Source organism: Delftia acidovorans NBRC 14950 (assembly GCF_001598795.1).
In the GTDB taxonomy this organism is placed as follows: Bacteria; Pseudomonadota; Gammaproteobacteria; order Burkholderiales; family Burkholderiaceae_C; genus Comamonas; species Comamonas acidovorans.
Genome location: NZ_BCZP01000027.1, coordinates 57,839 through 72,312 on the forward strand (window position 1 = coordinate 57,839; position 14,474 = coordinate 72,312).

At 60.2% G+C, this 14,474-nt stretch carries 8 protein-coding genes and 1 pseudogene; 1 reads left to right on the top strand and 8 read right to left on the bottom strand.

Going from position 1 to position 14,474, the window contains the following annotated elements; translation table 11 throughout:
* Window positions 1-34: 34 nt before the first annotated feature.
* Entirely contained in the window at window positions 35-1,207 is a 1,173-nt protein-coding gene (locus DA1_RS24845) for a tetratricopeptide repeat protein (RefSeq protein WP_051940558.1), read from the top strand.
* On the opposite strand, the gene DA1_RS24850 is transcribed toward DA1_RS24845, so the two are convergent.
* The 8 genes and pseudogenes from DA1_RS24850 to DA1_RS24870 form a co-directional block, all read right to left on the bottom strand.
* The gene (locus DA1_RS24850; protein WP_162269888.1) at window positions 1,170-3,128 is read right to left on the bottom strand and encodes a LysM peptidoglycan-binding domain-containing protein; all 1,959 of its coding nucleotides are present in this window, start codon (window positions 3,126-3,128) and stop codon (window positions 1,170-1,172) included. The genes DA1_RS24845 and DA1_RS24850 overlap by 38 nt on opposite strands.
* A gap of 417 nt (window positions 3,129-3,545) precedes the next feature.
* Window positions 3,546-3,773, bottom strand: a complete 228-nt coding sequence (locus DA1_RS30715) for a hypothetical protein (RefSeq protein WP_155294182.1) — start codon at window positions 3,771-3,773, stop codon at window positions 3,546-3,548.
* 109 nt (window positions 3,774-3,882) lie between these two features.
* The gene (locus tag DA1_RS24855) at window positions 3,883-4,983 is read right to left on the bottom strand and encodes a hypothetical protein (protein ID WP_034390925.1); all 1,101 of its coding nucleotides are present in this window, start codon (window positions 4,981-4,983) and stop codon (window positions 3,883-3,885) included.
* A gap of 77 nt (window positions 4,984-5,060) precedes the next feature.
* On the bottom strand, window positions 5,061-5,552 hold the full coding sequence (locus DA1_RS30720) for a hypothetical protein (RefSeq protein WP_155737667.1): 492 nt from the start codon (window positions 5,550-5,552) through the stop codon (window positions 5,061-5,063).
* Window positions 5,536-5,901: a hypothetical protein gene (locus tag DA1_RS30725; RefSeq protein ID WP_155737668.1), complete on the bottom strand. Its 366-nt coding sequence runs from the start codon at window positions 5,899-5,901 to the stop codon at window positions 5,536-5,538. Before DA1_RS30725 ends, DA1_RS30720 begins: the two co-directional genes overlap by 17 nt.
* Window positions 5,895-6,705 (bottom strand): annotated as a pseudogene (locus DA1_RS30060) (IS5 family transposase). The gene DA1_RS30725 and the pseudogene DA1_RS30060 overlap by 7 nt, the downstream one beginning before the upstream one ends.
* 235 nt (window positions 6,706-6,940) lie before the next feature.
* The gene (locus tag DA1_RS30730) at window positions 6,941-7,330 is read right to left on the bottom strand and encodes a hypothetical protein (protein ID WP_155294184.1); all 390 of its coding nucleotides are present in this window, start codon (window positions 7,328-7,330) and stop codon (window positions 6,941-6,943) included.
* A gap of 15 nt (window positions 7,331-7,345) precedes the next feature.
* Window positions 7,346-14,458 (bottom strand): LysM peptidoglycan-binding domain-containing protein, encoded by a 7,113-nt coding sequence (locus DA1_RS24870; protein WP_062794176.1) that lies wholly within the window; start codon window positions 14,456-14,458, stop codon window positions 7,346-7,348.
* Window positions 14,459-14,474: the final 16 nt, after the last annotated feature.

The window sequence follows — 14,474 nt, forward strand, 5'->3', positions numbered from 1 at the left end:
GCCCTGACAATCACCACCATCCGAGGGAACATCCATGAGCGCACAAACTCCCCAGACTGACGAAGGCTCCACGGCCAGGCTGGAACGCCTGGAAGCCTATCTGCGTGAAGACCCGTCCAACCCCGGCCTGCTGACCGAGGCCTTTGGGGCGGCGCTGCAGTGTGCCCAATGGGAGCGTGCCGCCTTTCACCTGCGGCACGCCCAGGCGCTGCAGCCCGGCAACCTGGCCTGGTCGCTGCGCGAAGGCGACCTGCTGCTGGCCCAGGGCCAGTACCAGCTCGCCGCCGAACTGCTGGATGCCCTGCTGTCGCTGGACGGCGCACCCCGAGAATTCACCGATGCCGTGCTGCACAACTTGGCCTGGATCGCCTTCCAGGATGGCCGCTACCAGGATTGCGCAGACAGGTTGACTTCCAGGCTGCAGGATCTGGACCACCCTGCGTCGGCCGCATTGGCCCGCCTGTGGCTGCGTGCATTGCACCATGCAGGCCAGGTCGATCAGGCCGTGGCCTGGGCTGGCGCTGCGGATGCAAGGCAACAACTGCCCGCCGCCGCCGCGGGCGTGGCCAGCCTCGCAGCCCTGGATGCGGATCAGTTGGAGCGTGCAGGCCAATGGGCCGCCCGTGCGCTGGAGCAGGCCACGCCTGACGACCGCCCCATCGAGGCCTTGGTCACCCAGTCCTCGCTGGCGCTGGCCCGCCAGGATGCGGCACAGGCCCGCACGCAGGCCCGCGCCGCCCTGCAGATCAGCCCGCGCGATGGCCGTGCCTGGTCCGCCCATGCCATGGCCGACCTGCTGGCTGGCGACCTGCCCACGGCCCTGGCCCACTTCGACAACGCCCTAGCCACCATGCCCGGCCATATCGGCACCTGGCACGGCAAGGCCTGGGCGCAGCTGCTGTCTTCCGACCTGCAGGGAGCGCAGCGTAGCTTCACCAGCGCGCTGGACCTGGACCGCAACTTCGCCGAAAGCCATGGCGGCCTGGCCGTGGCCCTGGCCCTGCAGGGCCGCACGGACGAGGCCCAGCAACACATTGAGCGCGCCCTGCGCCTGGACGCCTTCAACCTCTCCGGACGCTACGCGCAGGCCATCGTGGGTGGAGAGATCCGGGATCTGGAGTCCTTCCAGGCGCTGGCCAAGCGGCTGTTGCGGGGGCAGGATGGGTTGCTCAAGGCAGTGCTGGGCGCCTCAAAGGCTGGGCGCTGAGGACTGCCAGAACTGGCGCCGGCAGCACCGAATCCAGGCTGCCCGTGACCCGGCTCGGGTCATAGGGCTGGAAGGTGTCTGCGTTGTTGGCGTTCAGGGCCAGCTTGGGGATGCTCAGGGTCTGGCCGGCCGTGAGCTCGCCGTCGCCTGAGACAGCCAGGCCGTTGGCTTCCGCGATGCGCCACCACAGGCTGCTGTCGCCCAGCACGTTGCGGGCAATGGTCTTGAGGGTTTCGCCACCGACCACGGTGTAGCTCATGGCGCTGAAGCTGGTGTCGCGCAGCTTCAGGGCAGGGGCGTTGAGGTTGAATTCGGCGGTGTTGACGTATTTGGGGACATCTCCAGCCTTGGGCGGGTTCTCGGAGTCAGGGGCGTCGCCGTAGCGGGCCAGGACTTCGCCGTTGGCCACCAGTTGCCGTTGCACGTGGCCGGGGTTGATGGCGTCGCCGATGAAGCCGCCGATGTAGCCACCGGGCTCGTTCTGGATGCGGCCGCCCTTGTCGGCCGTGGTGCCGGCGCTCTGGTTGACGTAGAGCGCATTGCCCTGGGCATCATTGACGAAGGCCCGGTTGTAGCGGGTGTCGTAGACCTCCCCTTTCTGCTCGATGTTGCTGATGAAGCCGTTGGCGTCGCGCCACGTGTTGGTGGTGGCCGTGCGGCCGCCCTGGGTGGTGGTGGACTCGGTCTGCTGGTAGCCGCCATTGAACTGGTGCTGGTAGGTGGTGCGCACGGCGTCATTGGTGCGGCCATCGGTGGTCTGCAGGTTTCCGCGCAGGTTGCCTGCGGCGTCATAGCCCAGAGAGGTGTCGCCGGCAGCGCCGTGGTAGGCGATGTCGATGTGCTGGGTCTTTTGCTGGTTGTCGGTGCGGCGCATGACCACGCGGGTGTCCTGCAGACGGCCCAGGTTGTCGTACTGGTTGTAGCGGTGTTCGTCGTTCCAGAGATTGTTGCTGCGGGCCAGCGACATCGCATAAACCTGGCGGCCGGCACCATCGTAGCGGATGGTGTCGGTGCGCTCGGCAATGCCGTAGCCCGAGTAGCTTTCGATCCGGTTCAGGTCGTCGTAGATGTATTGGTAGGTGCCCCGCGTGTCGGCGACACCGGCCGTGGTGCTTTTCTCGAAGACGGTGTCCTGGATGCGGTTGCCAGCCTGGTCGTAGAGGTAGTCATGCGACTTGAGCAGGGTGCCGTTGGGGGTGGCACCCTGGTATTCGCGGCTGGCGAGCTGCCGGTTCATGGCGTCGTAGCCGTAGGTCGTCACGCTTTCGTTGACGAACTGCTGGTACTGGCCCGGGGACTGGTAGGTCTTGCCTTCGTTCTTGATGGTGTAGAGGTTGTTGATGACGCTGGTCTTGACCTGGCTGCGATTGCCGGCCAGGTCGTAGCTGATGCGCACGTCGGTGCGGCCATCGAAGCTGGCGCGCAGGCGGTTCTGGGCATCGTAGAACAGGTGGTTGTCCTGGTAGACCACGTTTTCGATGAGGCCGGAGGACAGCTTGGTCTTCTGGGTGAGCTTTTCGGTGAGTCGGTTGCCGGCCAGGTCATAGGTGTAGCTGCTGAGCTGGCCCAGGTAGTTGTCCTTGATTTCGATGAGCTGGCCGGCGCCATCGTAGCGGTAGTCCAGGCTCTTGCCCTTGGTGTTGCCCTCATGGGTGAGCTGGCCGGCCTTGTTGTAGTCGTACTGGTAGTAGACGCGTGCGCCGTTACCCAGCTGCGAGTCGCTGCGGGCTGTCAGGCGGCCGAAGATGTCGTAGCTCCAGTCCTGGCTCATGAGGTTGGGGTCGGTGAAGCCGATCTTGCGGCCCAGGGCATCGTAGCGGTAGTAGCTGACGTTGCTCATTTCGCCCAGTTTCATGGTGGGGTCGGGTAGGGCCAGCGATGCGGTGACCTTGACCTGCTCCTGGCCCAACTTGGCCTTCATCATGCCGCTCGTTCTGTTGCCGAACGGTGCGGAAACCTGGGACAGGGTCAAGCGGCGTGCTTCGGTCGCTTTCGCTTTCTATACCCCAACCTCATGGGTCCGCGTGGACGCGTACCCGGCGCTTGGACCGCTCCCGCACGAGGTCGGCCTCTGCAACGCTGCGGCAACCCGCCTTGGGGCGGGCGCACCTTCGCGTCAGCACCGGCGCCTGCCGGAGCCGCCCGTTGTACTCTCGGCAGCAACTCCAACCCATCCCCCGCCCTTCCCAGGGAAGGGCGCGAGTCGCCTTCTGCCGTGTGCGATGCCAGGCCTTCAACGGCCAAGCACCGCACACGGCGAGCGTCGGTCGGCACACCACCGCGTCAAGGCCAAGCCCTCACGGGCGGCCGGTGGCCAGTCTGGACCCGGTTGCCGCAGCTAATTTGCTTGGAACTCAGCAGGTGTCAGAACACGAACACCCGCTGCCAGCATTCGCTTGACTACCTCATCAGCATCCAAATTGTTTTCAATGAGCTTTGCCGCCTTCGCATCAGTGTTGACTATCAGATATTCCGGCTCACTGCCAGATGCGCCAACATTCATAAGAGCCCACTGCGGCGCAGTCCCATCCCATAAGTATCCATATTGCTGCACTTGCGCTTCCATCATTTGCTCCCTGTGACATCCTTGCTGAATCTAACTACATCCTTGCCTACCGGAACAATCTGAGAACTGCGTTGAGGCGAGCCGATGGCTTCAAGGAAGCGCATAACTTTCATGTCCTGTGGACTTGTCCATGCAGTTCCACCAGGGTGCGATAAATCAACATCATGTCACTTTGCAATGGAACGTCAACGGCTCCCTTTTCGCCAGAATATAAGAAGTACTGCCCTCCACGACTGTTTTGGCCGGGGCCCAGCTTGTAGGTCACTGCAAATTCGACATCATGCTTGACCGTCAGAGCTTCCAGCTGCACTGGCGTTGGACGCCCTGGCACTGCCACTCCAGAAATACCAGGTAACCCCTCGCCAACTCTTGCACCGTACAAAAGCCTCTCGACCGCGCCGGTCTCGGCCAACGTCGCACTTCCGACATTGCCAAGACGGTAGTTTCCATACTTCGCCAACTCGGTGCTCAAACTTCGAACACCAGCGCCAAGACCCAATGCAGCCTGTCCCACATCGTTGAACAGGCTCCCCAATTCGTAGCTTCTCTGGAAGTCGTCGCTCGTGATGGACGATGCCAAACTATACCGGTTGGCGACGTCTTCGATCAAATTGGTGGCCGTCTCGACAGGACTGCCAGCCAGGTTGATGATGCCCTTGCCCAACGCGCTATTGTTCTCCCAGGAACGTTGCATCAAAGGTGTGTTGTGGAAGGCACCTCCCGTGACAACATCCAACGCCTGATTAAAGGTGTCGCTGAGCGTGCGAACAGTGCCATAGGCCATTTTCCCAAAGGACGCACCAACGCCAGCCACAGCCCGAGCGGACGGCAGTGCGTCGCGCACGCCTGGACCGTATCCATTGCCTGCGTCACTTGCCGTGCTCTGAGGTCCACTGGCAAGCACCCAAGATTCCTCGGAAATCGGCAGCGTCCCACGCAAACCTTCTATCGAGGAGACATCAAAGTCACCCGCTGTGTCCTGGACATCGCTCGCACGCACATTGCCGTACCTCAGCCCCTCACCACTACCAAGCCGCAGACCAGTTCCGTCATCGCCTGAACCGCCGAGGCTGTAGAGCCTGTTGTTGGCCTGGCCGTGCAGTTCAGTGCCCGTGGACGCACTGGCCACGGACCACCCCAACGCATTCCCAAACGCATCGGTCGCCACCTGCTGCATGCTGACCCGCCCAACCTGGGTGATCAAGGCCACGGTGCCTGCTGCCAGGCCCGCTCCTGTACGGAATCAGAATTTTGTTTCTATAAATTATTTCGGCATAATTTCTATATTTATTTAGAACTTATTGTAAATGAATGGCCTGTGCAAATAATATTTCCATCATTAATATCTACACTGTTTAGCGTTTGAAGTATATGAATTTCTTGATTAATTTCTGTTTTTTTGTTGAAAAGATAGCCCATGAATTCTGAAGGCAATATTTTTAATAGTACTCTTGAAAGAAGTTCCGATTGATTTTTCAGCATTTTCTCAAAAGATATATATCCAGTGTCATGTAAATATTTATAATCCCCTTCAAGCTCTTCGTAGAATCCCTCATCTTCCGATTCACGGTCGATGAAATCCTGATAATATTTCGAAAAATGAATGATTGCATCGGAGAACTCAATTTTTAAAAAATAGAAATTAACCTCTTCTGAAGGCAAGGATTTTCCGAATGAATGGTGATCGACTGTTATTTTTGAGCAATCAATTGGGTGTTTATTTATTTCGCAGTAACGCATTAGAAAAATCCGCCGGGTGGCACTAGTGTAATTTTCCATCTGGATGAATGGAAATGTATCCAGACGGACCAAATGGTTGTCCGGCACGTTCTGGAGGGAAGGGACCACGAACTCCTGATCTTTGAAAAAATTCCTGTGGACTGACGATGAGTCCACTAAGAGGATTATTTCCAGAGAATATGCGTATTACTCTCTCTGATTTCAATAGGCCTCCGGCATCGAAGTTATCAAGGATGGTTTCAATTTGTTTTGTTTTCATTTTTGAATTAAAGCCAATATCTAGATCACTGTCCGGTCGGAATTGTTTCTCGCCAGCGAAGAATGATCGTATACGGCTTCCTCCCAAAACAACTTCAACAGGCTTGGGCGTGTTAAGACTGGCTAACACCACCGATCCACGAAGCGCGCGCAGATGATCGCTGCCGCCAATTTCAGCAGCGCTTCGTGGATATCCAGCCGTCGTTCAAAGCGGATTCGCAGCTTGCCAAAGCCTGCAAACCAGCTGTGCGTCCTCTCCACCACCCACCGGTGTTTGCCCAGCCGCTCGCTGCTCTCAATGCCTCGTCTGGCAATCCGGCCAATGATGCCCCGCTGCCTCAGGTGGGCTCGGCATCGCTTGAAGTCGTAGCCTTTGTCGGCGTGCAGCTTTGCCTGTCGTCTACGGGGACGTCCTGACAGGCCAGCAATCGCAGGAATCGCGTCCACGCACCTCTCGAACATCTTGGGGTCGTGCCGGTTCGCGCCGCTGACCAAGATCACCAGCGGGATGCCTCTGGCATCTACGACGATGTGCCGCTTGGGGCCCCGAGCTTGCCTCTGTCCGTGGGGTTTGGGCCCGTTTCCTGGCCCCCCGAGGGCCTGGTACCGAGGAGCCATCAATGCTGCCTCGGCTCCAATCGATTTGGTCATGTTCACGCAAGCGAGTCAGCATGGCTTGGTGCAGCTGCTCCCAGACACCAGCGGCATTCCAGTCGCGCAGACGCCGCCAGCAAGTCATGCCGCTGCCGTAGCCCAGGGATTGGGGAAGGTCTTCCCATGGAATGCCTGTTTGCAGCACGAACAAGATGCCGTTGAGGGCAGCCTCATCGCTGACTGCGAGCTTGCGCGCGCCGCCTTTGGCAGAAGGCACGAAGGCTGGGATCAGGGGTCGTAGCTGTCGCCACAGTTCTTTGCTTGCAGGTCGTCTTGCCATGAGGGCCGCGAACATAACTGCTCCGAGGGCGCCTCTGGGAAAGTAGTGTCAGCTACTCTTATTACAGGATTGCCATTTGCATCGAGGGTTATAAACTGACGACTTGCAAGAGACGGAGTGCCGCCGCGAACACGGAAAAATTCACCGTCGTACCCGCCATCGGTGCGAAGTTTTCTTCAATGCTAATTGAAACAGCCCACAATATGAAGGTCGTTCATCGATTCATTAGAGTAGCTCACATATTCCGAAGCAATCGCATCACGTCATCTTTTCTAGGACTTTGCTGAGATTCAAGATATGCATAAATCTGCATCAACCTAGGTCGTAAGTTAGGCGAGGGCTTAACTGACATATTTTCAAGCTCTGATGCCGCAATCGCGGCCACCTGCAGGTGATCCGAATTTAGAAGCTTTGTTAACAGAGTGTCGGCGAATTCGCCCCCTGTAGCACCAGCAGCTTCGGCACATCTCTCTTGCCAGTAAGCAGGCTTTGTCAAAGCCCGCTCTGTAAGCTCGTACCAATCGGACGGTGAGAAATCATGCAGCTTATCCGCAGCAAGTTGAACACTAACTTCTTGCCACCCAGAAGCAGGTGAGCCCAGCAAAGCGTCGTACGATTCATTCATGATATTCATTTTAGTTCACGGAGGCGAAATTGGCCTTCCCCCGGTAGGGAAAGAGGATGTGATTATACCGTTCTCTTTTACCACTTGCCACTGAACTCCGTTGACAACGGATGTATGCACAGTGGTTTCCACTCCATTTGTATTCCGAAGCACAAAACCCGGCTGTTTTCCAGTTATCTTGCCTGCCTCAAGAATATCTGCATTCCCCCACGTTTCGGGGGCAATCGTTTGAATATTCGGTGATTTTGCCTTTGAAAAACCAATGCTGCCATCCTTTCGAACGATTGTGCCTTTGAAGTCCGTCACCGAAATCGTCCCATCCGGGTTAACCGTGGAGTAAGGGTTCATCTGATAATTTGGAGAGCTCAGCACGTCGGGGGAGTGGCCTCCGACGAAGTTGTTAGTCCCGGGTTTTCCAGCGCCAAATAGAATTTTAGAGTCAAGTTGTGTCAGTGGCCCGAAAAAATCGGAATCACCAGGCACCGGCACGACGGTATTGCCAAATTTAACCCCCCCAAGCTGGGCCGCTCTGCTCCCTATTATCGGTCCCGAGAATGCATTGTCGAGTGCCGCTGCTGCTATACTACCAGTTGCTCGTATTCCAGTAACCGTTCCATATATTTCAGCGCCAGCTTGCAAGCTTGCACCGAGAATGGATGTTATTCCATCACCTAGATGCTCCTCGGAAAATGCGCGAGTTGGGTTGATTATATTGCTCTGAACGTAGGCTGCCGCAGGTGCCAATTTGCCTAAGATAGCCTCTGCACCGGGACTGTCGGGCGTATAACTGTAGTTTGTTTGAAGAATATTCTGAACACCTACCGCAGTATCTACTCCACTCAAAATGGCGTATGGAATGGAAGCCAGTGCACTACCAATACGTACAGTTTGGTTGTAGGTTCCACCCAGCACCAATTGCGCAGTTCCTTGAATATATTCAGCCCCACTTGGTGAGGCGATAGAAATATCTGTGTTAAATGCTGGAGCATTATCTAAACTAATAGATGGTAACGCTACAGGTTTCAGAATATTATGGCTAATTACTTCGGTTGCACGCACATCGGAATCGTAGTAATCGTATCGCAAGCCCTGCGAATTTACCCCTTGATAGATGATCTTTGGAGTGGCATACATTGATGCCAAATACCCGTTATTCCCGAAACTGTCTAAATTCTGTGTATTAATTCCGAATGATGGTATTGCGCGTTGTTCCCCATAACTGAGGCCAGCAGCGCCACCAAGCCTCAGATTCGGCTCGCCGTTTCCAGGAAGCAACCCAAGCGAGGCTCGGTCGTCAGACGCCAAACTATAGATTGAGGGTGTGGGCTGATTGAGTGACGCAAGGCTCTCTCCCAACGCATTCCCAAACGCATCGGTCGCCACCTGCTGGATGCTGATGCGCCCACCCCGCGCCACGGCAGCAGCCGTACCTGCCGCGAACCCGCTGATCGTGCCACGCGCGATGCCTGCCGCAGTCTGGTTCCACTCGCTGAACACGGTGGAGGTCTTGAGCTGGCCGTCCACATAGCTGCCCGCGGCGCCACCGGCCGCGCTGGCCGCCACGCTCTTCCAGTCGAATCGGTCTTGTAGCCCCGTGACCACGCCAATACCCTGGGTCATGGCATTGGCCGTAGCTGCTCGCATAGCTGCCGATTGCCAGTCCGTTCCGCCCAGCAGTTCCGTTCCTGCAAGGCCCTTGGTGATGCCACCGCTGAGCGCAGACAGAGCCACGCTCTTCCAACTGAAGCCGTCCTGCACCCCCATCAGATTGCCAGCGACTTGGCTGGCGATGGAGCCTGCGGCCCCTCCTACTGCAGCACCCATCGCCGAGGTGGTGGCAGTGGCTCCGGCTCCGCTGATCAGCCCGGGCACCCCCATATTGGCGAGGAACTGAGGAGCATAGACGGCAACCACTACAGCCACCGCCACCATGATGATCTTGCCCAGCGCCCCGCAGCCACCTCCCTGGCCCGCAGGCGCAGGCAGCACCGAATCCAGGCTGCCCGTGACCCGGCTCGGGTCATAGGGCTGGAAGGTGTCTGCGTTGTTGGCGTTCAGGGCCAGCTTGGGAATGCTCAGGGTCTGGCCGGCCGTGAGCTCGCCGTCGCCCGAGACGGCCAGGCCGTTGGCTTCCGCTATGCGCCACCACAGGCTGCTGTCGCCCAGCACGTTGCGGGCGATGGTCTTGAGGGTTTCGCCGCCGACCACGGTGTAGCTCATCGCGCTGAAGTTGGTGTCGCGCAGCTTCAGGGCAGGGGCGTTCAGGTGGAATTCTGCGGTGTTGACGTATTTGGGGACGTCTCCAGCCTTGGGCGGGTTCTCGGAGTCGGGGGCGTCGCCGTAGCGGGCCAGGACTTCGCCGTTGGCCACCAGTTGCCGTTGCACGTGGCCGGGGTTGATGGCGTCGCCGATGAAGCCGCCGATGTAGCCACCGGGCTCGTTCTGGATGCGACCGCCCTTGTCGGCCGTGGTGCCGGCGCTCTGGTTGACGTAGAGCGCATTGCCGCGCGCGTCGTTGACGAAGGCCCGGTTGTAGCGGGTGTCGTAGACCTCCCCTTTCTGCTCGATGTTGCTGATGAAGCCGTTGGCGTCGCGCCAGGTGTTGGTGGTGGCCGTGCGGCCCCCCTGGGTGGTGGTGGACTCGGTCTGCTGGTAGCTGCCGTTGAACTGGTACTTGTAGGTGGTGCGCGTGGCATCACCGGTGTTGCCATTCGTGGTCTGCACTTGCCCGCGCAGGTTGCCAGCGGCGTCGTAGCCCAGGCTGGGGTCGGTGGTGCCGGGGGCGCCATGGTAGGCGACGTCGGTGTGCTGGATCTTTTGCTGGTTGTCGGCGCGGCGCATGACGACGCGGGTGTCCTGCACGCGGCCCAGGGTGTCGTACTGGTTGTAGCGGTGTTCGGCTTCGCCGGTGCTGCTCAATGTCTTGGCATAGACCTGTCGGCCGGCTCCGTCGTAGAGGATCTGGCCGGACTGCGTGGCCTTGCCCGACTGGCTGATGCTGAAGCTGTCCAGCCGGTGCAGGTCGTCGTAGACGTAGTGGTTGACCGTTTCCTGGGCGGCCTTGCCAGAGGTCTGTTCACTGGCAATGTCGCTGGTGCGGTTGCCGGCCAGGTCGTAGGCGTAGTTGTGCTTGAGGGTGGTGGAGGTGATTTGCTCAAGTCCCACCTTCTGGATCTGCCATTCGAAGCTGACAGTCTGCCGGTTCATGGCGTCGTATGCATAGGTCGTCAGGCTGGCATTGTCCACCTGGTCGTACCAGCCAGGCGATTGCCACCATTGGCCCGCGAAGTTCACCTTGTAGAGGTTGTTGATGACGCTGGTCTTGACCTGGCTGCGGTTGCCGGCCAGGTCATAGCTGATGCGCACGTCGGTGCGGCCATCGAAGCTGGCGCGCAGGCGGTTCTGGGCATCGTAGAACAGGTGGTTGTCCTGGTAGACCACGTTTTCGATGAGGCCGGAGGACAGCTTGGTCTTCTGGGTGAGCTTTTCGGTGAGTCGGTTGCCGGCCAGGTCATAGGTGTAGCTGCTGAGCTGGCCCAGGTAGTTGTCCTTGATTTCGATGAGCTGGCCCGCGCCATCGTAGCGGTAGTCCAGGCTCTTGCCCTTGGTGTTGCCCTCATGGGTGAGCTGGCCGGCCTTGTTGTAGTCGTACTGGTAGTAGACGCGTGAGGCGTTGTCCAGTTGCGAGTCGCTTCGGGCTGTCAGGCGACCGAAGATGTCGTAACTCCAGTCCTGGGTCATGGCGCTGGCGCCATCTCCGGCACCGGTAAAGCCTATCTTGCGGCCCAGCGTGTCGTAGCGGTAGTAGTTGACGTTGCTCAGCCCGCCCAGTGTCACGGTGGGGCCGGGTACGGCCGGCGATGCGGTGACCTTGACCTGCTCCTGCCCGCTCATGGTCACGTTGCCGGCCAGGTCGTAGCGGTAGCGTGTGGCTTCGTTGTTGCCGTTGATGACGCGCACCTTGCGGCCGGCCTCGTCGTACTGGATGGTTTCGAGCGTGCGCAAGGCAATGGCGTTCTGGGGATCGGCCCCCGAGACGCCGTTGGCCGCATGGACGCTACCGTTGACACCATTGGCCACCGCGCCGTTGACCGATCCCAACTCGAACCGCGAGAGGGTGGACGTCGATGCCAGTGTCGTGGAGGTCAGCCGCGATAGCTTGTCATAGCTGTAGTCGGTGACCACGGTGCGCGTGGCGGTCATGCGCTCGGCTGCACTGATCTTGTCGCCAAAGGCGTTGTAGCTGAGGTCTATGCGCCCGCCGTCGGCCTTGCGCTCCTGCACCACGTTGCCGGCCAAGTCACGGACCTGGGCGTTGATGTTGCCCTTGCCGTCACGCACGCCGACCTGGCGGCCCAGTGCGTCGTAGTAGATGCGCGTGGTGGTGTATTCGGTGGGGCCTTCGTAGCTGGCCAGCTGGGTCTGGGAGGTGAGCTGGTTGCTGGCGTTGTAGGTGAAGCTGGTCTTGAACAGGGTCTGGCCAGCCTGCACGCGCGGGTCGTCCACCCCGGTGAGGTTGCCCCAGCGGTCGTACTCGCGGTTGGTGACGGCGCGGTTGCTGAGGTTGAAGGGCGTGCCGGCCCACACGCGGGTCTGCACGGTTTCCGTGTAGGGCGGGGTGGTCTCCTGCAGGCTGATGGCGCTCGAGGAGGGGACGGTGACCTTGACGATCGATTTGGCGACATAGGCCGCGTGCTGGGCCGTGGCCGGGTATTCGATCTCGATCGTGATCCTGTACTCGGTATTGGGCGTGAGCGCATCCAGCACGATGCCCTGCAGCGGCGCCCAGTTCGGGAAGTGGATGCGGTTGTCGCCCTGGCGCCACAGGGTGGGCGTGCCGCCCGGCAGGCTGGGGTAGGAACTGACCTTGACGCGTGCACCGACCTCCGGGGCGCTCCAGTGCAGCATGTTGTAGATCTGCCCGTCGATGGCCGCCTGGCTGGTGCCCACGCCGGCGACGTTGGCCGTGGCAATCATCTCGGCGCTGAGCACCCAGGGATTGGTGATGTCGTATTCCTGCGTGGTGGTCAGGTAGTCGCCCAGGGGCTGGTTGCCCATGGCGTTGCGGTTGTAGGCCGCATACAGCGGCACCATGTCATCGGCCGGGACCTTGGAGATGTAGCCGTCGAATTGGTAGGCGCTCTGGTACCAGGTGGTGGGCGACCACGGGTAGTTGGCGGCCGGCTTGGAGTTCAGGGTGACGAAGGAGCCGCCGTTGACATCCTGCGGATTGGCCGTGAGGCGGAAGACGGTGGAGGCGCCGTATTTGTACTGGTACAGGCGCTGGTTGGTGGCCGAGGGCGAGGTCTCCACATAGCCGACGATGCCGTCATAGATGACGGCGCCGGCAGCCTCCAGCGCCTTGAATTCGGAGAAGACCGTGGGATCGGCCGAGGTGAGGTGGTGCTGGTTGTTCTGGTAGGTGAAGAGGAAACGGTGCAGAGGCACGCGGCCGGGAGCAGGGCTGCTCCAGACATAGCCGACCACGCCCAGGTTGGTGACGTTGCGTTTTTCCAGAACCGGCGCGGGCGAGACGTTGGTCATGGCCACGTTGCCTGGTGTTCCGACCTGGCCTGTGGCATGCACCTTCTCGCCCGTGGCGGTGTTGGTGGCGATCACCTCGTATTCGATGCTGCCCGGGCCCCAGTTGACGGCCACGCCTTGCCTGTTGATGCCCATGCCCACGGTGCGCCCGTCGCCATAGGCGAACAGGCCGTTGCCGACCGTGCGCGTGGTCACGGCAGAGCTGTTGCCCTGGGGCCAGTAGCGGAATTCCACAGTCCAGCCCGCCGCAGGCTTGGGCCACTGCAGCACGCGGTAGGGGTAGCCGTCGATGATGGCACTGCCCTGTTCCACGCCGCCGGGCAGGGGCGGCAGGTTGCCGTTGGTGCTTTCTGCACCGATGGTGAAGGTGCCCGAACCCACATCGCGCGTCATCTGCGCATTGGTGTTGCGCACGCGGTATTCGTAGTTGCCGGCGGGGAACTGGCTGACGTCGAAACGGTGGGCCGAGCCGAACGAGGTCTGTATGCCCACGGGCGCGGTGGTCCAGCCGTCATTGCTGCCGTAGCGGCGGTATTCGAGCGTGGTCTTGCTGACCAGGTCCTGCGGGTAGCTGACTTCGATGCTCAGGCCCATGACCTTGGCGAACATGAGCGAGGTGTGGGAAGACCCTCCGAAGGTGGCCCTCGGCAATCCCAGCAGGGCGTTGCGGTCAGTGATGGAGGTGGTGTACAGGCCGTCGCCGCGCCCACTGGCCTTGTTGTCCAGCCTGTAGAGCTTGGTCATGCCCGGCACTTCGGTGGTTGCGCCGGGGGCCACGTAGCCCTCTATGCCCTGGTTCTGCCACGAACCGCCGGCCGATGGCGCGCCGCCATTCGTGTACAGAGAGACATCGGGGTCGCCAGCCTTTGTCCAGCGGTACAGCGGTATAAGACCGGGTTGCGGATCGCGGCTCACGTAGCCGGCCGTGCCCTCATCCAACCAGCCCTTGGACTGGTTGAGCAGGCGCTCGCGCTCGGTCAGGCTGGTGGTGAAGTAGTGGGTATCGGTGTAGCGGTTGTAGTAGCGGTAGATGGGAATGCGGCCGTCTCCGGCCTCGTTCCAGATCTGGCCGGGGCTGCTGCCCTCGGTCCAGTTGAGGGTAGAGGGCTGTGCGGGGCCGTCCACGCTGTACAGCGACTGCCATTTGCCGAAGACGTCCATCTTCTCGACCAGGACCTTCTTGATGGCGCCTATGCCTGGAGCGTCCGCACTCGCATTGGCCCATTTGAGGCTGTAGCCTTCCACGGCTTCCTCGGCAGGCACGATGACGGTCTTGGTCTGGTCGCGCAGACTGGTGACGTTATAGGTGCCGCTGTGCTGGGTGTTCAGCGTGAATGCCCGCGTGTCGTAGGTCAGCGTGATGCGCACGTCGCCGCTGCCCAGGTCTTCCAGCGAGCGCCAGACCAGGTCCACCTGGTTGTAGGGCTTGCGTTGGTACTCGACAGGCACAGTCTGGACGTCCACCTCGCTTTGCGAGATCACCCCATACAGCATGTTCTGCCGCGTGGTGATGCTCATCGGCTGCTCGGTCGCACGCTCGGGCGCCAGCGTCTGCACCAGCCGGCCCAGCGCGTCGTAGCGCATGTCCGTGCGCCGGAAC